The sequence below is a fragment of the Mesorhizobium sp. M2A.F.Ca.ET.037.01.1.1 genome (assembly GCF_003998075.1).
GTDB lineage: Bacteria > Pseudomonadota > Alphaproteobacteria > Rhizobiales > Rhizobiaceae > Mesorhizobium.
Genome location: NZ_RZSA01000015.1, coordinates 1 through 19,276, shown reverse-complemented (window position 1 = coordinate 19,276; position 19,276 = coordinate 1). Strand labels below are relative to the sequence as shown.

Sequence of the window (19,276 nt, the reverse complement as noted above, 5' to 3'; positions counted from 1 at the left end):
CCTGGCAGCATGTCGAGATCGTGCGCGGCGACGGCCAGATCGTGCGCGACATCCGCCCGCTGGTCCGCATCAACGTCTCGGTCGTGGTCGGCAGCGGCGACCGGCAGGAGAGCGGCTCCTACGGGATGGGCGGCCGCAAGAGCTTCGGCGAGTTCGTCAGCGAGGAAAGCTGGAAGCATGCGGCAAGCGAGGCGCTGCGGCAGGCGCTGGTCAATCTCCAGGCGGTTCCCGCGCCGGCCGGGACGTTTGACATCGTGCTCTCCAGCGGCTGGCCGGGCGTGATGCTGCATGAAGCGGTCGGCCACGGGCTCGAGGGCGATTTCAACCGCAAGAAGACATCGGCCTTCGCCGGCCTGATGGGCCAGCAGGTGGCGGCGAAGGGCGTCACGGTTGTCGACGACGGCACCATCCCCGAGCGGCGCGGCTCGCTCACCGTCGACGACGAAGGAACGCCTTCGGCGCGCAACGTGCTGATCGAGGACGGCAAGCTCGTCGGCTACATGCAGGACCGCCAGAACGCCCGGCTGATGGGCATGAAGGCGACCGGCAACGGAAGGCGCGAGGGCTATGCGCACCAGCCGATGCCGCGCATGACCAACACCTACATGACCGCCGGAGACATGGAGCCGGAAGAGATCATCGCCTCGGTCAAGAACGGCATCTACGCCGTCTCCTTCGGCGGCGGCCAGGTCGACATCACGTCCGGCAAGTTCGTGTTCGGCTGCACCGAGGCCTATATGATCGAGAACGGCAAGGTGACACAGCCGATCAAGGGCGCGATGCTGATCGGCAACGGTCCGGACGCCATGCACCGCGTCAGCATGGTCGGCAACGACATGAAGCTCGACAACGGCATCGGCATGTGCGGCAAGGCAGGACAGGGCGTGCCGGTGGGCGTCGGCCAGCCGCATCTGCGGATGAACCAGATGACGGTGGGCGGCACCAGGGTTTGAGGCGCTGGGCACGTCCCGCTATTCTCGCGTGCCTGCGGTGCTCACCCCACGGAGTCCACAATGTCGAAATCCGAAAGCCCATCAGAGGGCGCTGATCTGAAACCGGCAACGCCCTTTGCCCCGACGCGGCCAAAGGACGTGTTTGGTAGCCTACGGCCCCCCTGGCAAGCCAAAAACGCTGGAGGATATCGACACCGCCCTGCTAGCTGAAGCGCAGCGGCGCCAAACTGCCGTTTGAGACCGGTCTGCGGCAGCCTTCGCCCAACGCAAAACACAATCGCGTTAGAACATTATTAATTGTTCAGTTGCCTTGGCCTGCCTTTGCGCATTAGCCTGCGGCCAGTCTTCTCGTTGCGGTGGTGTCGGTAGTGCAGCATTCCCCAGGCGTCCTGACCTCTTCCCTCTTCCTTGGTTTTGCGTTGATCGGCGCGACTTCGCTACAAGCAGGCCCTGCGGCGGCGCAATCGTCGCTGTTCAAGCTAGCGTCGACACGACCTGCCGCCAGTTCCGCCACTGTCGGCGCAAGCACCAGCGTTCCTTATGGCTGGCTCGACTTCTGTCATCGTCGGCCGAAAGAATGCAAGGTGCCTGCCCTGCCGGCCGCCAGCGTCAAGCTGACAGCGCGGAACATGAGCATCCTCAAGCGGGTGAACCAGAAGGCGAACCGCTCGATCAAGCCCGTCAGCAACTACGATCACTGGGGCACGATGATGGACCACTGGGACTATCCCGTGGACGGCAAGGGCGATTGCAAGATTTACGCGCTCTACAAGCGCAAGCTTCTTCAGGAAGCAGGATTTCCCCGGCAGGCATTGCTGATGACGGTGGTTCGCGACCTGCACAACGAGGGCCATACCATCCTGACGGTGAAGACCGACAAGGGCGATCTCATCCTTGACAATCTGGTCGACGAGGTCAGGCCCTGGAACGCAACTGGCTATTATTTCCTGAAACGGCAGTCGCAGCAGAACCCGAACACCTGGGTTTCGATCAACCAGCGTGGCGGCACTGCAAAGCGGCTATCGCCGAGCTCATAGGTCGGATTGTCCGCCTGTCCCGTTCAGCCAGCATCGGCTGAAGCGCCGCGAGCCAGCGATCTCTTGATTTGCAGGCGATGAGCCGGGAAACCCCGGCCCATCGACGGAGAATTGCTGTCCAACCCTGCCGCTATTGTTTGCAGGGCGGCTCGCCCGGCTTGCCGCAGGCGAATTTCTTGTTGTTACCCTGCGGCGGTTGTTCCTTGGGCTGTTGTGGCAGACGCCGCGCCTGAGCGTTGGGGTTTTCCTGTAGCTTGAGCTGGCGCTGCACATTCTCGTTCGGTCGGTTGACCTTGAAGTTGCGCTGGACGTTGACTTCGGGGCCGACGGAACCTTCCTCGTTCTGCGGCCTGCGGAACTTCCTGGCCCGGTCGTTCCCGCCGGCGGAGCCCTGATTCTCGCCGGAGAAGACATCCGGATTGTTCTTCCTGAGCCGCTTCTGCATACTCGGCCCATTGTCGGCCGGCTCACCATTGACGGTCGGCGGTCTGCGGACCTTCTTGACGTTCCTGTCGATCGAGCCCTGGTCGGAGAACCCGTCCGGATTGTTCCTCCTCAGGTGCTTCCGCACGCTCGGCCGGTTGTCAGCCGGCTCACCATTGACGGTCGGCAGCTTGCCGAATTTTCTGCCTTTGTCGTTTCTGTTGGCCGAGCCCTGATCGCCTGGCTCGACTATGGACCGGCCGGCTGACAAATCCTTGCGCATCAGCCTTTTCGGTTTGCCGTTGCCCTGGTCGGACAACGCGTTGGGATTGTTCTTCCTTAACTTCTCCCGTGAGTTGAGTCCGTTGTCGGCCGGTAAGCCGTTGACGGTCGGCAGTTTGCGGAATTTCTTGCCCTTCCGCTGATCCGTGCCCTGCACTCCGGTCGCCGCGGCGCCGGCATTTCCCGTCGCCTCCTGGTTGCCCTCCACAAGGCCTTGCTTGCCAAGCAGCTTCCTCGACCTGTCGTTGAGCAGATTCCGGCCGTTGAGCACCGGCTTGCCGTTGACGAGCGGCAGCGTTTTGCCATCGGCTCCCGGCAAGGCGTGGTCGGTTCCGAGCTTGCGGGTGGACAGGTTCTTCGACAGCGGACGCGCAGCACCAGGCTGCTGGCCCTGCGTCACACCCTGACCGGGCTTCAGCGGCAAGGCGCCCTGATTCTGGTTGAACTGGGCCTGACCGGATACGGCCGCCCTCTTCTTCAAGAGCGGCGGCAGCGCGATCCTGGCCGCCAGCGTCGCGCCGGCACCGATGGCAGCTCCGGTCATTTTCTGGCCGGTGGTGAGGCCGCCCTCTGCATTGCCGTCTGGCTGCCCGGCCTGATTGGCGGTCTCGTTGCGGATCGTGGTGTTATTGATGTTGTTGATGACGGTCGTGTTGTGGATGTTGTTGAAAATGATGTTGTCCGGCGGCGGCACGATGTCACGCGGCGGCCTGACCCAGACCGGCACGGGGACGAAGACCGGCGTCGGCAGGACGTAAACATCGACTGGCGGCGGAGGCGGCGGCAGCACGACAAAGTCCGGCGGTGGAGGAGGTAGGAATATCACGTCGACCGGCGGCGGAGGCTCGAAATCGAAATCGGGATCGTCGAAATAGAGCACCGGCCTATCGACATAGACGATTTCCTCCTCCGGCGGCGGCGGCACATCGTACACGATGACTGTAAAGCTCGCCGGTGGCTCGAGCTCGGCGTCGAAATGCTCCAGCCGGCGCCGCGCGTCCCAGGCATGCGGCCCGTGCGGATAGCGTTCGAGATAGGACCAGTAGGCCTCAGGCGTGTCCCGCAGCCATGTTTCACGCCAGGTGATCGCCTCGCGCCGCGCCGCGATGATGGCGCGCACGCGTTTGGCCATTGGGTCGTGCGGATAGGCGACGATGAAATCCTCGTAGCCGCGCATCGTGTCGCGATCGAGTGCCGCGAGATAGGCGTCGTGCGCATTGAAGTCGCGGATCGCCCTGGTCCGGTTAGTCCGTTCTTCGGCCTCGGAAACCTTCGGCGGCGGCGCGTCCGGAGCGCGCTCGAAGAAGACGAAAGGCACGTCGATCTTCGAGACATCCCATGGGATTTCGGCGCCCTGCGTCACCTCGTTGACGCGCAGCCGCGTGCGGTCGAAAACCTCATCGAGCGACAAGCCGCCGTCGCGCATCATCTCGGCGAGCGCCTGGGCATAGGCGCCGTATGGGCCCTCACCTTCCGGCGCAACCGTTCCGGGAGCGGCGTTGAACGCGATCAGCATATTGGGCTCGGGGTCGACCAGCGCCAGCCCGCTGGCCAGCGGCTGGCTCATTTTTGGGAGGGCATTCGGCCGGGCCGCGTCGAGGACGACTATATTAACCTTCGTCGGCAGTCCGGCCAGCGACTTGGTGATATCGGAGAGCCGCATGGCCTGGAGCGGCACGTCGGCCGGATTGGCGATCTGGGCATCGACCGGCAAGAAGTAGTTCTCGCCTTCGAACTGCACGCCACGGCCGGCGAGGTACACGAAAACGGTAGCGTCCGGACCGGCGGCGGAAACTTTCGCAAGGAAATCACGCAGCGCGCCACGCAGCGATTCCTGGTCGACATCGCGCGCGCCGACCACATCGAACCCGGCTGCTTGCAGGGTCTGCGCGATCAGACCGGCGTCGTTCGCGGAGGTGACCAACGCATCGGACGGATAGGCGGCGTTGCCGATGACGAAAGCGAGACGTTTCTGCTGTTGCGCGAGCACATCGGTCGCGGAGGCGACGGTGAACGCGATGAGAAGAACGAGAAGACCGATGACTTTCCGAAGCGAGAGCATAGCAATTCGCCATCCGTGTTCGCCATCCATCCCACGCGATAACGCCGGGGAGGCAGGAATGTTTCCCTAACAGCGAAATTAAGGTCCGGCAAAAAGGCGGCTTTAGGGCGCGATTTCACCGAAAGAACAGAGACTTCACAATTTTTCCAGCGAACCTCCGGCAGTCGACTAGCGCCGCCGCTTCGGCTTCTCCAGCAAGGCCACGGCCTCGACATGCGACGACCACAGGAACTGGTCGATCGGGGTGACACTTTTCAGCGTATAGCCGCCGTCGAGAAGGATGCGCAAATCCCGCGCCAGCGTCACCGGATTGCAGGACACGGCGGCGACCAGCGGTACGTCGGAGCGGGCGATCTGCTTCGACTGATCCTCGGCGCCGGCGCGCGGCGGGTCGAAGACCAGGCCGTCAAAGGCGTTCAACTCCTTGAAGGTCAGCGGCCTGCGGAACAGGTCGCGGCGTTCGCTGGTCACCCGCCTCAGGCCGGTGGCGAAGCGGTAGGCGCGATCGAGCGCGGCAAGTGCCGCGGCTTCGCCTTCGACGGCATGAACCTCGGATTTTGCCGCCAGCCGGAGCGCGAAGCTGCCGCAGCCGGCAAACAGATCCGCGACCTTCTTGGCGCGCGACAGATGCTGGCCGACTAGGCCGGCCATCGCCTGCTCAGCGGCTTCCGTCGCCTGCAGGAAGGCGCCAGGCGGCACGGCCACGGCGACCGGTCCGAACTGCACCACCGGCTTCTTCGGCTCGACCACGATCTCGCCGTCGACGGAAAGCCGCGCCAGGCCCTCGGCCATGACGAAGTTGGAGGCGATGCGCCGCTGGTGGTCGCCAAGCATGCCGGCCTCATGGACGGCAATGTCGAGGCCGGAAGCGGTGACGGTCACCGTCATATGAAAGGCTTTCGGCGTGGCGCAGACCAATCCGGCCAGGGCGCGCAACTTAGCGAGCGCCGAGACGATCGCCGGCAGCGAGATCGGGCATTCCTCGATCGGGATGATCTCCGAAGACAAAGCGCGCACGAAGCCGAGCAGCATGCCGGCCTCGGTGCGCCGGGCGCTGAAGGTGACACGGCGGCGGCTGTGCGGCGCGCACGGCACCAGCGCGGCGACCTCGCAAGCGATACCCTTGGCCTTCAGCGCCTGCACGACTTTTTCGCGCTTCCATTCCTGATAGGCTGCGGCCTCGTAGTGCTGCAGCGCGCAGCCGCCGCATTCGGTGAAATGGCGGCAGGCCGGGTCGGTCCTGAGCGCCGAGGCTTCCAGCACCGACATCAGCGTGGCGCGGTCCTTCTGGCGCGCGGCGGTGACTGTCTCGCCCGGCAGCGTGAACGGGACAAAAACCTCCCCGCCCTCGGCGTTGGCAATGCCGTCGCCCTGGGAGCCCAGCCTGGCGATGGTGAAGCGTGTGCTCATCCCGAACCGGCGTCCTTTATGGCGGCGAGCAGGAACTCGCGGTTGCCGTCGCCGCCTTCGATCGGCGACGGGTGAAGTCCCAGCACGCGCCAGCCGAGAATGCCGGCGAGCCAATCGCGCAGATTCCCGGCAATGCGCTCGGCATCGCCTGGATCCTTCAGCATGCCGCCCTTGCCGATCGCCTCGCGGCCGGCCTCGAATTGCGGCTTGACCAGAAGGACTGCCCTGGCGCCCTCGCCCGCCAGCTCAAGCGCCGGCGGCAGCGCCAGCTTCAGCGAGATGAAGCTGACGTCGCAGACAAGGAAATCCGGAACGCGGCCGCCGAGATCGGCTGCCGTCAATTCTCGGGCGTTCAGCCCTTCGATCATCGTCACGCGCGGGTCCCCGGCAATCTCGGGATGGATCTGGCCGTGGCCGACATCGATCGCGGTGACATGCGCCGCGCCTCGCTCCAGCAGCACCTGGGTGAAGCCGCCGGTCGAAGCGCCGATGTCGAGCGCCTCGCCGCCGGAAGGATCGAGGCCGAAACGGTCGAGGCCGGCGATCAGTTTCAACGCCGCCCGCGACACATAGGCCTGGGCCGGATCGTCGATGGCGACCAGGCAGTCCGGTGCAACGGGCTGGCCGGGCTTGCGGGCAATTGTGCCGTCAACCGTCACCGTGCCGCGCTCGATCGCGTCGCGGGCGCGCGAGCGGCTGGCAAACAGGCCGCGCCCGACGAGCAATTCGTCGAGCCGCTGGCGCCGGCTTAATGGCAAAGGGGAACTCATCGGCCTTCATTGGCGAAAGCCGGGCGCGAACGCAATGGGTTTGAATACGGCGCAAGAGGCTGCAGAATGCCGCCACGCAGGCTGTCGATCGGAGGTGTCGATGCTGAAGGGAACTTGTCATTGCGGCGCGGCCCGCTGGACGCTGGAAGGCGATCCCGGTGGGATCACCGCCTGCAACTGCACGCTTTGCCGCCGCTACGGCGCCCTCTGGGCGTATGACTATCTCGACGAGCGCATCCGCATCGCGGGACCGCTGAAGTCCTATACGCGCGCCGAGGTGACGGAGCCCGCGCTGGAAATCCTGTTCTGCCCGACCTGCGCCTGCGTGGTCGCCTGGCGCGGCCTGCGCGCGGCCAAGAGCGGCCGCACGCGCATCGCCGTCAATGTCAGGCTGGCGCCGCCGGAGGAAGTCGCCCACCTGCCGATCGACCATTTCGATGGCCTCGACACATTCGACGACCTGCCGCGCGACGGCCGCTGCGTGCGCGATGTGTGGTTTTAGAAAACGGTCCGGGAGACGCGGCGCTCGACAGCCGGTGTCAGGCCGTCATTGCCGGAGGCTTCCTTGCGCGGCGGTTCAACCGGAGTGGGTGCGACGGGCGTAGCATCCGGCGGCATGACGAGTTGAGGCCTCTGCTTGTAGGAGAAGCCGCCGCGGATGCTGCCCATCTTGGCGGCGACGATGTCCATCGCCGCCTTTTCGATATTGTGGTCGTAACGCGTTTCGGCTGTCGCCGGCGCGGCCATGGCGGCCAGCAAGGCCGTGCCGCAAAAAAACGACTTCATTGTTCTTATCCCCTGCCTAGAGCGTTTCACCGTTTCAGCGAAATGGCGAACCGCTCTATCCCTTTGTTTTTATGCAATTCCGGGCGGAAAACCGCTCACTCTTTTCCTTAATTGCTCTGGGGCCAAGGTCTTAGCAGGGCGCCGTTGAAAATCGGCCAAGAGACAGGGTAAGCGAACCGCCAAACGGAAGCGTTAACAAAAGCTTACGGCCGGAAGCCGGCAAACCGATTCAGCGTGTTGAAGTCCTGATTCAGGCGCGCTGCGCCTGCACGCCATGGCCGAGCGTCGCGAAGACCGTGCGCACGATGCCCGCCGAATCCAGGCCGGCATCGGCATACATCTTTTCGGGTTTGGCGTGGTCGGTGAAGACGTCCGGCAAGACCAGCGGGCGCACCTTGAGGCCGCTTTCCAAGAGGCCTTGATGGGCAAGGAAATGCAGGACTTGGGCAGCGAAGCCGCCGATGGCGCCCTCCTCCACGGTCACCAGCACCTCATGCGAACGGGCGAGGCGCCGGATCAGATCCTCGTCCAGCGGCTTGGCGAAGCGGGCGTCGGCGACGGTGGTGGAAAGGCCCGCGGCGCCGAGTTCCTCGGCCGCCAGCAGGCAGTCCTGCAGCCGCGCGCCGAAGGAAAGCAGCGCGACCTTGGTACCCTCTTTCAAGACACGGCCCTTGCCGATCTCGAGCACCGAGCCGCGCTCCGGCATGTCGACGCCGACGCCGTTGCCGCGCGGATACCGGAAGGCGATCGGACCGTCATCATAGGACGCCGCCGTGCGCACCATATGGCGAAGCTCCGCCTCGTCGGCCGCGGCCATGACGACGAAGCCCGGCAGCGTCGCGAGGAAGGTCGTGTCGAAGGCGCCGCAATGGGTGGCGCCGTCAGCGCCGACGAAGCCGGCGCGGTCGATGGGAAAACGCACCGGCAGCTTCTGGATCGCCACGTCGTGCACGACCTGGTCGTAGGCGCGCTGCAGGAAGGTCGAATAGATAGCGGCGAAAGGCTTGTAGCCTTCGGTGGCGAGGCCCGCGGCAAAGGTCACCGCGTGCTGCTCGGCGATGCCGACATCGAAGGTGCGGGACGGAAACACCTCGCCGAACAGGTCGAGGCCGGTGCCGCTCGGCATGGCGGCGGTGATGGCGACGATGCGCTCGTCCTCGCGCGCTTCCTGGATCAGGCTCTCGGCGAAGACCTTGGTGTAGGCGGGCGCGTTGGCCGGCGCCTTGGCCTGCGCGCCGGTGATGACGTCGAACTTGTTGACGCCGTGATATTTGTCGGCCGCGGCCTCCGCAGGCGCGTAGCCCTTGCCCTTCTGGGTCACGACATGGATCAGCACCGGGCCCTTGCCGTTGTCGCGCACATTCTTCAGCACCGGGATCAGATGCTCCAGATTGTGCCCGTCGATCGGGCCGATGTGGTAGAAGCCGAGCTCCTCGAACAGGGTGCCGCCGGTGACATAGCCGCGCGCATGCTCGACGGCGCGGGTGATGGCGCGGTCGGCGCGCTTGCCGAGATAGGATGTCAGCTTCTTGCCGAAATCGCGTAAGCCTAGATAGGCCTTGCCGGAGGCAAGCCTGGCCAGATAGGCGCTCATGGCGCCGGTCGGTGGCGCGATCGACATGTCGTTGTCGTTGAGAATGACGATGAGGCGAGCATCGAGCGCGCCGGCATTGTTCAGCGCCTCGAAAGCCATGCCGGCCGACATCGAGCCGTCGCCGATGACGGAAATGACATTGTTGCGGCCACCCGACAGGTCGCGTCCCATGGCCATGCCGAGACCGGCCGAAATCGAGGTCGAGGAATGTGCGGCGCCGAATGGGTCGTATTCGCTCTCGGCCCGCCGGGTGAAACCGGAAAGGCCGCCTTCCTGGCGCAGCGTGCGGATGCGGTCGCGGCGGCCGGTCAGGATCTTGTGCGGATAGGCCTGGTGGCCGACGTCCCAGATCAGCCGGTCGTCCGGCGTGTTGAAGACATAATGCAGCGCAACCGTCAGCTCGACCACGCCGAGACCGGCGCCAAGGTGGCCGCCGGTCTGCGAAACGGCGTCGATCAGCTCGGCGCGGAGTTCGGCGGCAAGCTGCGGCAATGCCCCCTCATCGAGCTTCCGCAGGTCCGCCGGGATGCGGACCTTGTCGAGCAGCGGCGTGTCTGGCTTCACTCGGGCGCGTCCTGCCTCAATTGATCGAACACGGCGCTACCAGCAGATTGCGCCTTAATCATGCGCGGCATAGGCCGCCGCCGGGCGAATGTAAATGCGCGCCAGTGACGCGTGGCGCTGCTTGTTTTGGCAAGCCATCGAAAACGGCTGGAATTGGCGGAAGCCCCCCCAACGTCGTCATTCCAGGGCGAAGCAGGAGCGAAGCTCCGTCGCGGAGACCCTGGAATCCATGCCGTGACTCTGGCCGAAGAGCGCAGCGGAGCAGAATTCTGCACCGTTGCAACGCTTGGAAGTCACGGCATGGATCCTATGGTCTGCGCCGCGTCGCTTCGCTCCTTGCTCCGCCATAGGATGACGACGCAAGGGACGTTTCGGCCAATCGCCAAGGCATGCACCTAGAAACGCATATCCGAGCCGTTAAAAATTCTGTGTGCTCGAGAACTAACCCTCAGGCAGCGGGATAAACTCTTCCTCATCGCCAGGAACGATATCGAAGCGGCCAGTCTTCCATTCCTGTTTGGCCTGCTCGATGCGTTCCTTCGAGGACGAGACGAAATTCCACCAGATGTAGCGCTGGGAACCGAGCGAAGCGCCGCCGAACAGCATGAAATGCGCGCCGCGCTCGGAGGAGACGACGATCTCCTCGCCCGGCTTGAACACAAGGAGCCGCTCGGCCGGAAAAACATCGCCGGCGATCGAGACGTCGCCTTCCAGCGTGTAGATGGCGCGCTCTTCGGCATCGGCCGGAATTTGCACGCTGGCGCCCGCCGCCAGGCGCAGATCGGCATAAAGCGTGTCCGATGCGGTCGCGACCGGCGAGCGCAGGCCGGAGAATTCGCCGATGACGATGCGGCCGCTGACGCCCCCGGCATCGATCTCAGGCAAGCGGGCCACCGACGTGTTGGCGAACACCGGGGCAATCTCCTCCTTGCCGTCCGGCAGCGCCAGCCAGGTCTGCAGGCCGGAGACCGACATCGGCGCGCCGCGCAGTTCCTCCGGGGTGCGCTCGGAATGAACGATGCCGCGCCCGGCGGTCATCAAATTCACGTCGCCCGGCGCGATTACCATTTCGGTGCCGAGCGAATCCCGATGCCTGATCTTGCCGTCGAACAGATAGGTGACAGTGGAGAGCCCGATATGCGGGTGCGGGCGCACATCGAGCGCGTGGCCGGCGCGCAGGATGGCCGGGCCCATGCGATCAAAGAAGATGAACGGCCCGACCAGGCGGCGTTTTGCCGTCGGCAAGGCGCGGCGCACCGCGAAGCCGCCGATGTCCTTGGCGTTCGGGATGACCATCAGCTCGATCTGGTCGCAGGCGAAGGCATCGCCGGGCTCAGGGTCGTTTCCGGGAAAAAAGCTCATGATTATCCCTTAGGCGAAGCGCAACGCCGACCTGGCCTTCGCCTTGGCGGCCTCTTCCTCGCGATTGCGCGGTTCCTGGCTGGTTTCGAGCGAATCGATCAGTTCGCGCGCGGCGGCGGCGATCGCTTCCACGGCGTGATAGAAAGCATGCTCGTTGCGCTTGGACGGTTTCGTCGAGCCGCTCAGCTTACGCACGAATTGCAGCGCTGCATCATGCACCTCGTCATTGGTCGCCGGCGGCTCGAAATTGGCCAAGGTCTTGATGTTGCGGCACATGGCTTGAACTCCTTACCTGCTTGCTCTGCCCACCCAAACTATTCCGCATCGAGCGGCTCCGTTCCCACCGGCTTGCCGTCGCGCGACAGCCTGATCTTCTCAACCTTGTCCTCAGCCGCCTTGAGCAGTCGGTCGCAATGCGCCTTCAGCGCCTCGCCGCGCTCATAGATCTTGATCGACTGGTCGAGCGGGACGTCGCCGCGCTCCAGATCGTCGACGATCTTCTCCAGCGCGTCGAGCGCCTGTTCGAAGCTCATCGCCTTGACGTCCTCATTGCCTTCCACTGCCATACCCTATCCCTTCATCAGCCGCCCGACATGGGCGGCGACTGAAAATGCCAGTCCCTGCAGATCGTAGCCGCCTTCCAGCAGGCTGACGAGCCTGTTGGAGCTGTGGCGGCCGGCGCGTTCCATCAACTGGCCGGTCGCCCAGTCGAAATCGTCCTCGGTCAGATTGATCTCGGCCAGCGGATCGCGGTGATGCGCGTCGAAGCCGGCAGAAATGATGATCAGGTCCGGCGCGAACGCATCGATCGACGGCAGCACGCGCGACAGGAAGGCGTCGCGGAACATGTCGCTGCCGGTCCGCGGCGCGAGCGGCGCGTTGACGATGTTGCCGGCGCCGGTCTCGCTCTTCGCCCCGGTGCCCGGGTAAAGCGGCATCTGGTGGGTCGAGCAGTAGAGCACCGACGGGTCGTCCCAAAAGATGTCCTGCGTGCCGTTGCCATGATGGACGTCCCAATCGACGATGGCGACGCGCTCGGCCTGATGCTTCTTCTGCGCATAGCGGGCGGCGATGGCCGCCGTGTTGAACAGGCAGAAACCCATCGCCGTAGCCTTTTCGGCATGATGTCCCGGCGGGCGGGCGGCGACGAAGACATTTGAGGCGCGGCCCTCGAAGACGTCGTCGACCGCCGCGTTGGCCGCGCCGATCGCCGTCACCGCGGCCTGCCAGCTTTTCGGGCTGGCGCTGGTGTCGGCATCGATCGAGACGATGCCGGTCCGGGGGATCGCCGCACGCACGCGCTCGACGAAAGTCTCGGGGTGCGCATAGACGATGGTTTTCTCATCGCCTTCCGGCGCCTTGACGCGGTCGAGCGCCGAAAACGCCTCGTCGTCCAGCACGCGCTCGATGGCGCGCAGGCGGTCAGGCCGCTCGGGGTGGCCGGGCGGCGTGAGGTGTTCGAGGAAGATTGGGTGCGTGTAGAGACGGGTGGCCATGGCGCCTAATCTAGGCACCCGCGGCCGTAATGACCATGTTTGAAAAGCCGAATGGCTGGGGAAATTGCGCCAGCCCATGTCGTCCGCGCCATTGGCGGGTGCCGAACTTCGCGGTAAGGTCGTCCCGCTGCCTGGTGCCCGCGACGCGGGAGAATCGGGAACACGGTTTTATTCCGTGGCGTGCCCAACGCTGTGAGGGGGACCGCGCCGGCAAATGCCACTGTCGATGACGGGAAGGCGCCGGAGCGGGACGATCCCGAGCCAGAAGACCGGCCCGGCAGACATGGTTTTCCGCTTGGTCAGGCGGGGGACTGCTTGTCGCAAGGGGAAAAGCGATGACGGCAGCAGCGATCGCCGCGTGTGGCGACGACTTTGACCAATTGGCGCGCGACGCGGTGTACCGGGCGATGTTCACCAGGCGCGACGTGCGCAGCCATTTTGTCCCCGACAATCTGGATGACTGTGTGCTGGCGCGGCTTCTCACCGCCGCGCACCATGCGCCGTCTGTTGGCTACATGCAGCCGTGGAATTTCATCGTCATCCGTGATGCCGAGCGGCGCAGACAGGTGCGCGACCTGTTCCTCGCCGCGCGCGAGCAGGAACTGCCGGCGATCGAGGCGGAACGGCAGGCGCTCTACCGGAAGCTGAAACTCGAAGGCATCTGCGAAAGCGCGCTCAATCTCTGCATCACCTGCGACCGGCAGCGGTCGAAGGACTCACCGCTCGGGCGCTGGCACAATCCGGAGATGGATCTCTACAGCACCGTCTGCGCGGTGCAGAATTTCTGGCTGGCGGCACGCGCCGAGGGCGTCGGCGTCGGCTGGGTGAGCATCATCGAGACGGAGGCGCTGAAGAAGCTTCTGTCGATCCCCGAGCATGTCACGCCGATCGCCTATCTCTGCGTCGGCCGCGTCTCGGCATTCGCGCCGAAGCCGGACCTCGAAGCGCATGGCTGGGGCAAGCGCCTGCCGCTGCCCGAGTTGGTGATGAGCGAGACGTTTCGCGGCGCCGGCGAGGCGCCGCTCAAATCGGCGATTGCAAGGCTAGGTCGCCAGCAGTGATCAAGCGGCCCGGGGCGTATCCCAGCGCGAGCCGCCGAAGGAGCCCAGCGCCTTGTCGCGCAGCTCCCTGAATTTGGACGACGCCTCGGCGAGGCGGTTGTCCCATTCTGGATTGGGCACTTGGCCTTCGATGGTCTCGAAATACACCTGCATCAGCGAGGCGATGGCGAAGGGCTCGATGAAGGCCGCCTTGAAGGCCCAGGCAAAGACGATGGCCAGCACGAAGGCCCAGCCGGCAAGCTGTCCGGGCATGACCCAGAGGATCGCGGCGGCAGGCGCCAGCATCAACAGGAAAATCACGAAAGAAACGCCCCACATGATCGCAGCCAGCCAGACGGCGTTCTTGACCATGTGCTTGCCGTTCTGGGCGTACAGCACGACGCCTTGCCGGGCCGTCTCGAAGGGCGAGTTCGAATTGATGCGGATGTTGTAGCCGAGTATGATTTCGTCGACATAGGTCAGAGACAGGCGGATCACCGTGTTGATGAAGCTGACTAGGCCGCTCAGGCCCGGAATGGGCAGGAAGGCGGCAACGCCGCCGATCAGGCCGGTGATGGCGCGGATGGCGCCCTTGACCAGCTGGTCCACGACGAAAAGGATGTTGGCCTCGGCGAAACGCTGGCTGACCACTTCCTTGGCATAGGCGATCTGGCCCTGGCCGTCGGGCACGTCATGGCCGTCGATCAGATGTACCATGACGGCGATATGGCCGGCTTTCAGCACATAAAGGATGTATTCGCGGATCCAGTAGACGGCGATCGACACAATGCCGAAGCCGACCACGCCACCCCACAGCGCAAAGGACATCGGTCCATCCGGATCGGTCGAGATATGACCGACACCGTAGCCGACGCTGGCGCCCGTGCCGGTCGCCATGATGTAGGCGACTGTGATGCCGAAATAGACGATCATGCGAAAGACGATGAACGGCCATGTCCGCATCATGATGGACACAGACCGGCCAATGCTGAAGTCCCACATGGCCCCGACTCTCCACGCCCCAAGAGATGGCGCAGGAGGATGCGCTCGCCCCATAGATTGTCAATCGCGGCAGGGTTGCACCGGCCCGAAACCGGTGCACAACGCGGTGGCTTGGTTACCCAAGCGTGCCTCAGGGCTTTTGGCGTAAGCCTTCGAGCAGTTGCTTGAAGGCGGCGATCGCCTTCTTCGAGGTGGCTTCCGGATCATTCGAATTGGCGATGCGCTGCGCGGCCTGGCTGCTGGCACCATTGATCAGCCGCGAGGTTGTCTCAGGGTCGACATCGGTGACGACCACGCCCTCTTCCTGCAGCTTCGTCAGGTGGTCGGTCATCGAGGCGATGCAAGCGCTGGCATTCGGCCACTGCGCCGGGTCACCGAGCACCGCCGGGCCGTCGCGGAACATGATGCGCTGGATTTCCGGCTCCAGCGCCATCTCGATATAGGTGGTGCACTCGTCGACGAAATGCTGCCAGCGCGTCGGCGCCCTCGAGGCCACCTCGTTGACGCGCAAGGCCATTTCGCGGTCGATCTCGGCGATCACGGCCTGCAGCAGCCCCTTCTTGTCGCCGAAATGATGGTAGAGCGCGCCGCGCGTGAGGCCGGCCGACGCGGTGAAATTGTCCATCGAGGACTCGGCATAGCCGACCGTGCCGAAGGCGTGGCGGGCGGCCGCGATCAGCTTGGCGCGCGTCTCGGCGATCATCTCCTTGCGCGGTCTGTGCATGGCTCTGGCCCTATTCACATACGCTTCGTATGCCAATTTACATACGCGGCGTATGAACTATCTCACATTCATACGCAACGTATGTAATTGTGGTATGCACCCTTGTCGAGGAGCAGGATCATGCGAAACCCCTATGCGGACATCTTTCGGGCTCCTGGCACGAAAGGCTTCGCCACAGCCGCCTTCGTCGCGCGCTTGCCGATCGCCATGGCACCGATCGGCATCGTGGCGATGCTGTCGCAGACGCATGGCGAATATTGGCTGGCCGGCGCCGTCTCGGCCACCTATGCGCTGGTCAACGCTTTTCTTTCGCCGCAGGTATCGCGGCTGATGGACCGCCGCGGCCAGACGACGATCGCAGCACCCATGACGCTTGTCTCGGCGCTTGCCTTCGCGACATTGATTATCGCGGCCAACCGGCACTGGCCGGCTTGGACCTTGTTCGGTTCGGCCCTGCTCGCCGCCGCCATGCCCAGCATCCCGGCGCTGGTCAGGGCGCGCTGGACCGAGATCTTTCACGATCGGCCGGAGTTGAACACCGCCTTCGCCTTCGAATCGGCCGCCGACGAGCTGGTCTATGTCGCAGGCGCCTCACTGTCGGTGGGGTTGAGCGCAGCGCTGTTTCCCGAAGCCGGCATGGTCGTCAGCACACTGCTGCTTGCGCTGGGCTCGGCGGCATTCCTGCTGCAGCGCTCTTCCGAACCACCCATCCGCCCGGCCGAACATGGCGCGACCGGTTCGGCGATCCGCCTGCGCGCGGTCCAGATTATCACCTTCGCGCTGATCTTCGTCGGCGCGACCTTCGCCACCACGGAAGTCACCACCGTCGCTATCACCAAGGCGCTCGGCCAGCCCGAGGCGGCGAGCCTTGTCATCGGCGTCTATGCGCTGGGATCCTTCGTGGTTGGAATCATCGTCGGCGCGCTCAGCCTGAAGGCGCCGCTGCAGCGGCAACTGGCGCTCGCGGTCACCGTGATCGCGCTCACCACTTTGCCGTTGCTTTTCGTCGACACCGTGCCGACGCTGGCGCTGGCGGTCTTCGTCAGCGGCGTCGCGATCTCGCCGACCTTCATCACCGCCTTCGGCCTGATCGAGCGCCACGTGCCGGCCGCGATGCTCACCGAGGGCGTCACCTGGGTGACGACCGGCATCGGCATCGGCATGGCGCTGGGCTCCTTCGCCGCCGGCTGGATGGTCGACACTTTCGGTCCACAGAACGGATTTTGGGTCTCGGTGGCTGCAGGCGCGATCGCACTGGTCACCGTGCTTGCTGGCCAATGCCGGCTGGCCACGGACGATTGCGATGTGGACAGAGGCGAAGCGGTGGCGCCTGCGGAGTGACGGTTATTTGGCCGACGTTGCGGTTAGCCCGAGACCTACGCGACGTCGTCATCCACGGGCGAAGCGACGCGCAGCCGAGCGGAGACCCGAGGATCCTTTCCGTGACCTTGATCGTAGGACGCTACGGAGCGGAATTCTGCACTGTCGCAACGCGTGAAAGTCACGGAATGGATCCTCGGGTCTGCGCGCGTCGCTTCGCTCCTTGCTCCGCCCGTGGATGACGACGTCGGATAGGTTTCGGCCAATCGCCTGCGTTGCGGAGGGTTCGGCCAAGCGCCCATGTCCGGGAGGCTTCGGTCGGTCAGCAACGCTGGCAGGCTGCCATAGACCTTCGGCGTCAACCCTGACGAACTACAGAATCTCGGTCTTGGCGATGTGGATGCCAAAGCCCTCGAGGCCGACATAGTGGCGCTCGCGCGAGGCGATCAGGTTGATCGAGGAGATGCCGAGATCCTTGAGGATCTGGGCGCCGAGGCCGATCTCGCGCCACTCGTTCTCGCGGCGGCGAGCCTCTTCGTGATCTTCGCGGTCGCCGCTTAGCGGCCGCTTGCGCTCCTGATGGGCGACGCCGACCGAGCCTTCGCGCAGATAGACGATGACACCGCGCCGGCGCTCGCCCATCGCCTTCATGATGCCGTCGAGCCGGTGGCTGGTGCCGAAGACATCGGTCACGACATCCTCCGGATGCAGGCGCACCGGGACCTCCTCACCGTCGCGGATGTCGCCGAAGACGACCGCCAGGTGGTGCATGGAATCCCATGGCAGCGTGTAGGTGAAGGCCTGCGCCTTGCCGCCGGGCGTTTCGATGTCGGAACAGGCGACGCGCTGGACCAGCGTTTCCTTACGCTGGCGGTAGGCGATGAGGTCGGCCACCGACACCTGCTTCAGGCCATGCTCCTCGGCGAAAGCCTGAACTTGCGGGCCGCGCTTGACCGTGCCGTCGTCATTGACCAGCTCGGAGATGACGCCGACCGGCGGCAGTCCGGCGAGCTTGCAGAGGTCGACCGCGGCCTCCGTATGGCCGGAACGCATCAGAACGCCGCCTTCGCGCGCGATCAGCGGGAAGATGTGGCCGGGGCGAACGAAATCCGACGGGCCGACATTGCCGTTGGCGAGGTTGCGCACGGTCAGCGTGCGGTCGTCGGCGGAGATGCCTGTCGTCGTGCCATGCTTGAAATCGACGCTGACGGTGAAGGCGGTGGTGTGGGCGGAATCGTTGTCCGCCACCATCGGCGCCAGATTCAGGCGCCTTGCGTCCTCTCGCAGCATGGGCGTGCAGACGATGCCGGAGGTGTTGCGCACGATGAAGGCCATCTTCTCCGGCGTGCAGTGCACGGCGGCGACGATCAGGTCGCCCTCGTTCTCGCGTCCGTCATCGTCCATGACGACAACGATCTCGCCGCGCTCGAAGGCGCGGATCGCTTCGACGATCTTCTTCTGGTCGTAAGGCATAAGTGCTCGCTTCGCTCGCAGGGGAGTAGGGCAGTAAGGGAGTAGGGAAAAGGAAAAAGTTTGGCGGGCTGCGGGCGGCAGCATTAACCTACTGCCCTACTGCCCTACTGCCCTACTGCCTTACTCCCCTCCCTTCCCCGTTTGTCCTCTGTGCCGCAGATAATGATCGGCGATGGCGCAGGCAACCATGGCTTCGCCGATCGGCACGGCGCGGATGCCGACGCAGGGGTCGTGGCGGCCCTTGGTCATCACCTCGACATCCTTGCCGTCCTTGTCGATCGATTTGCGCGGCGTCAGGATCGACGAGGTCGGCTTGACGGCGAAGCGGGCGACGATCGGCTGTCCGGTCGAGATGCCGCCCAATATGCCGCCGGCATTGTTGGATAAAAACACCGGCTTGCCGTCATTGCCCATGCGCATCTCGTCGGCGTTCTGTTCGCCGGTGATGCGGGCCGCCTCGAAGCCATTGCCGATCTCGACGCCTTTGACGGCGTTGATCGACATCAGGCCGGATGCGATGTCCTGGTCGAGCTTGGCATATATCGGCGCGCCGAGGCCGGGCGGCACGCCATCGGCGACGATCTCGATCACCGCGCCGACCGAGGAGCCGGCCTTGCGGATGCCGTCGAGATAGGCGGTGAAGACCGGGACCGAGGCCGGATCCGGGGTGAAGAACGGGTTTTCGGCGTCGCCGACGAAATTCCAGTTCCAGTTGGCTCGATCGATGGACTTTTCGCCCATCGCGACCAGCGCGCCGCGCACCGTCATGCCGGGCACAACCCTGCGCGCCAGCGCGCCGGCCGCGACCCGCGCCGCCGTCTCGCGCGCCGAAGAGCGGCCGCCGCCGCGATGGTCGCGCAACCCGTATTTGACATCGTAGGTGTAGTCGGCATGGCCCGGCCGGTATTGGCGGGCGATCTCGCCATAGTCCTTGGAGCGCTGGTCGACATTCTCGATCAGCATCGACACAGGCGTGCC

The 19,276-nt window shown here is 64.7% G+C and carries 18 protein-coding genes and 1 riboswitch; of the genes, 5 read left to right on the top strand and 13 right to left on the bottom strand.

Going from position 1 to position 19,276, the window contains the following annotated elements; translation table 11 throughout:
- Together EOA27_RS01915 and EOA27_RS01910 are read left to right on the top strand one after the other, a co-directional pair.
- A partial coding sequence (locus EOA27_RS01915; RefSeq protein ID WP_127255324.1) for a metallopeptidase TldD-related protein occupies positions 1-953 on the top strand: 953 nt, incomplete at its 5' end.
- A 368-nt stretch (positions 954-1,321) separates the two neighbouring features.
- A complete protein-coding gene (locus EOA27_RS01910; RefSeq protein ID WP_189342220.1) occupies positions 1,322-1,990 on the top strand; it encodes a transglutaminase-like cysteine peptidase in 669 nt (222 codons plus the stop codon).
- A gap of 130 nt (positions 1,991-2,120) precedes the next feature.
- Here EOA27_RS01910 and EOA27_RS01905 read toward each other — a convergent pair whose 3' ends face one another.
- From EOA27_RS01905 to EOA27_RS01895, 3 genes are all read right to left on the bottom strand, one after another.
- The gene (locus EOA27_RS01905; protein ID WP_127255322.1) at positions 2,121-4,757 is read right to left on the bottom strand and encodes a caspase domain-containing protein; all 2,637 of its coding nucleotides are present in this window, start codon (positions 4,755-4,757) and stop codon (positions 2,121-2,123) included.
- A gap of 168 nt (positions 4,758-4,925) precedes the next feature.
- On the bottom strand, positions 4,926-6,167 hold the full coding sequence (locus EOA27_RS01900) for a class I SAM-dependent RNA methyltransferase (protein WP_126078564.1): 1,242 nt from the start codon (positions 6,165-6,167) through the stop codon (positions 4,926-4,928).
- Positions 6,164-6,937 (bottom strand): TlyA family RNA methyltransferase, encoded by a 774-nt coding sequence (locus EOA27_RS01895; RefSeq protein ID WP_126078565.1) that lies wholly within the window; start codon positions 6,935-6,937, stop codon positions 6,164-6,166. The genes EOA27_RS01900 and EOA27_RS01895 overlap by 4 nt, the downstream gene beginning before the upstream one ends.
- Positions 6,938-7,037: 100 nt before the next feature.
- Here EOA27_RS01895 and EOA27_RS01890 point away from each other — a divergent pair, with 100 nt between their 5' ends.
- Complete coding sequence (locus EOA27_RS01890) at positions 7,038-7,439, top strand: GFA family protein (protein ID WP_126078566.1); 402 nt, start codon at positions 7,038-7,040, stop codon at positions 7,437-7,439.
- On the opposite strand, the gene EOA27_RS01885 is transcribed toward EOA27_RS01890, so the two are convergent.
- The 6 genes from EOA27_RS01885 to EOA27_RS01860 all read right to left on the bottom strand — a co-directional run bounded on the left by EOA27_RS01885 (position 7,436) and on the right by EOA27_RS01860 (position 12,739).
- Positions 7,436-7,723, bottom strand: a complete 288-nt coding sequence (locus EOA27_RS01885; protein ID WP_127255320.1) for a hypothetical protein — start codon at positions 7,721-7,723, stop codon at positions 7,436-7,438. The genes EOA27_RS01890 and EOA27_RS01885 overlap by 4 nt on opposite strands.
- 250 nt (positions 7,724-7,973) lie before the next feature.
- Entirely contained in the window at positions 7,974-9,881 is a 1,908-nt protein-coding gene (gene dxs / locus EOA27_RS01880) for a 1-deoxy-D-xylulose-5-phosphate synthase (protein ID WP_127255318.1), read from the bottom strand.
- 441 nt (positions 9,882-10,322) lie between these two features.
- Positions 10,323-11,243, bottom strand: coding sequence for a pirin family protein (locus EOA27_RS01875; protein ID WP_126078568.1), 921 nt, complete (start codon positions 11,241-11,243; stop codon positions 10,323-10,325).
- A 9-nt stretch (positions 11,244-11,252) separates the two neighbouring features.
- Positions 11,253-11,519 (bottom strand): DUF2277 family protein, encoded by a 267-nt coding sequence (locus EOA27_RS01870; protein ID WP_042641736.1) that lies wholly within the window; start codon positions 11,517-11,519, stop codon positions 11,253-11,255.
- Between the two features lie 38 nt (positions 11,520-11,557).
- The gene (locus tag EOA27_RS01865) at positions 11,558-11,809 is read right to left on the bottom strand and encodes an exodeoxyribonuclease VII small subunit (protein ID WP_027164646.1); all 252 of its coding nucleotides are present in this window, start codon (positions 11,807-11,809) and stop codon (positions 11,558-11,560) included.
- 3 nt (positions 11,810-11,812) lie between these two features.
- The gene (locus EOA27_RS01860) at positions 11,813-12,739 is read right to left on the bottom strand and encodes a histone deacetylase family protein (RefSeq protein WP_126078569.1); all 927 of its coding nucleotides are present in this window, start codon (positions 12,737-12,739) and stop codon (positions 11,813-11,815) included.
- A gap of 115 nt (positions 12,740-12,854) precedes the next feature.
- Positions 12,855-13,032: riboswitch (cobalamin riboswitch) on the top strand.
- 42 nt (positions 13,033-13,074) lie between these two features.
- Between EOA27_RS01860 and bluB the strand changes: the two genes are divergently transcribed.
- Positions 13,075-13,800, top strand: a complete 726-nt coding sequence (gene bluB, locus EOA27_RS01855) for a 5,6-dimethylbenzimidazole synthase (protein ID WP_126078570.1) — start codon at positions 13,075-13,077, stop codon at positions 13,798-13,800.
- Here bluB and EOA27_RS01850 read toward each other — a convergent pair whose 3' ends face one another.
- Both EOA27_RS01850 and EOA27_RS01845 read right to left on the bottom strand, forming a co-directional pair.
- Complete coding sequence (locus tag EOA27_RS01850; protein ID WP_126078571.1) at positions 13,801-14,781, bottom strand: hypothetical protein; 981 nt, start codon at positions 14,779-14,781, stop codon at positions 13,801-13,803.
- Between the two features lie 130 nt (positions 14,782-14,911).
- Positions 14,912-15,505: a TetR/AcrR family transcriptional regulator gene (locus tag EOA27_RS01845; RefSeq protein ID WP_126078572.1), complete on the bottom strand. Its 594-nt coding sequence runs from the start codon at positions 15,503-15,505 to the stop codon at positions 14,912-14,914.
- 120 nt (positions 15,506-15,625) lie between these two features.
- Between EOA27_RS01845 and EOA27_RS01840 the strand changes: the two genes are divergently transcribed.
- Positions 15,626-16,846, top strand: a complete 1,221-nt coding sequence (locus EOA27_RS01840; protein WP_126078573.1) for an MFS transporter — start codon at positions 15,626-15,628, stop codon at positions 16,844-16,846.
- Positions 16,847-17,197: 351 nt separating this feature from the next.
- Here EOA27_RS01840 and ribB read toward each other — a convergent pair whose 3' ends face one another.
- Both ribB and aroC read right to left on the bottom strand, forming a co-directional pair.
- Positions 17,198-18,298 carry a 3,4-dihydroxy-2-butanone-4-phosphate synthase gene (ribB, locus tag EOA27_RS01835; protein ID WP_126078574.1) on the bottom strand — a complete coding sequence of 367 codons (1,101 nt, stop codon included), beginning with the start codon at positions 18,296-18,298 and terminating at the stop codon, positions 17,198-17,200.
- Between the two features lie 120 nt (positions 18,299-18,418).
- Positions 18,419-19,276: chorismate synthase (aroC, locus tag EOA27_RS01830; protein ID WP_127255316.1), on the bottom strand; the 858-nt coding region annotated here is incomplete at its 5' end.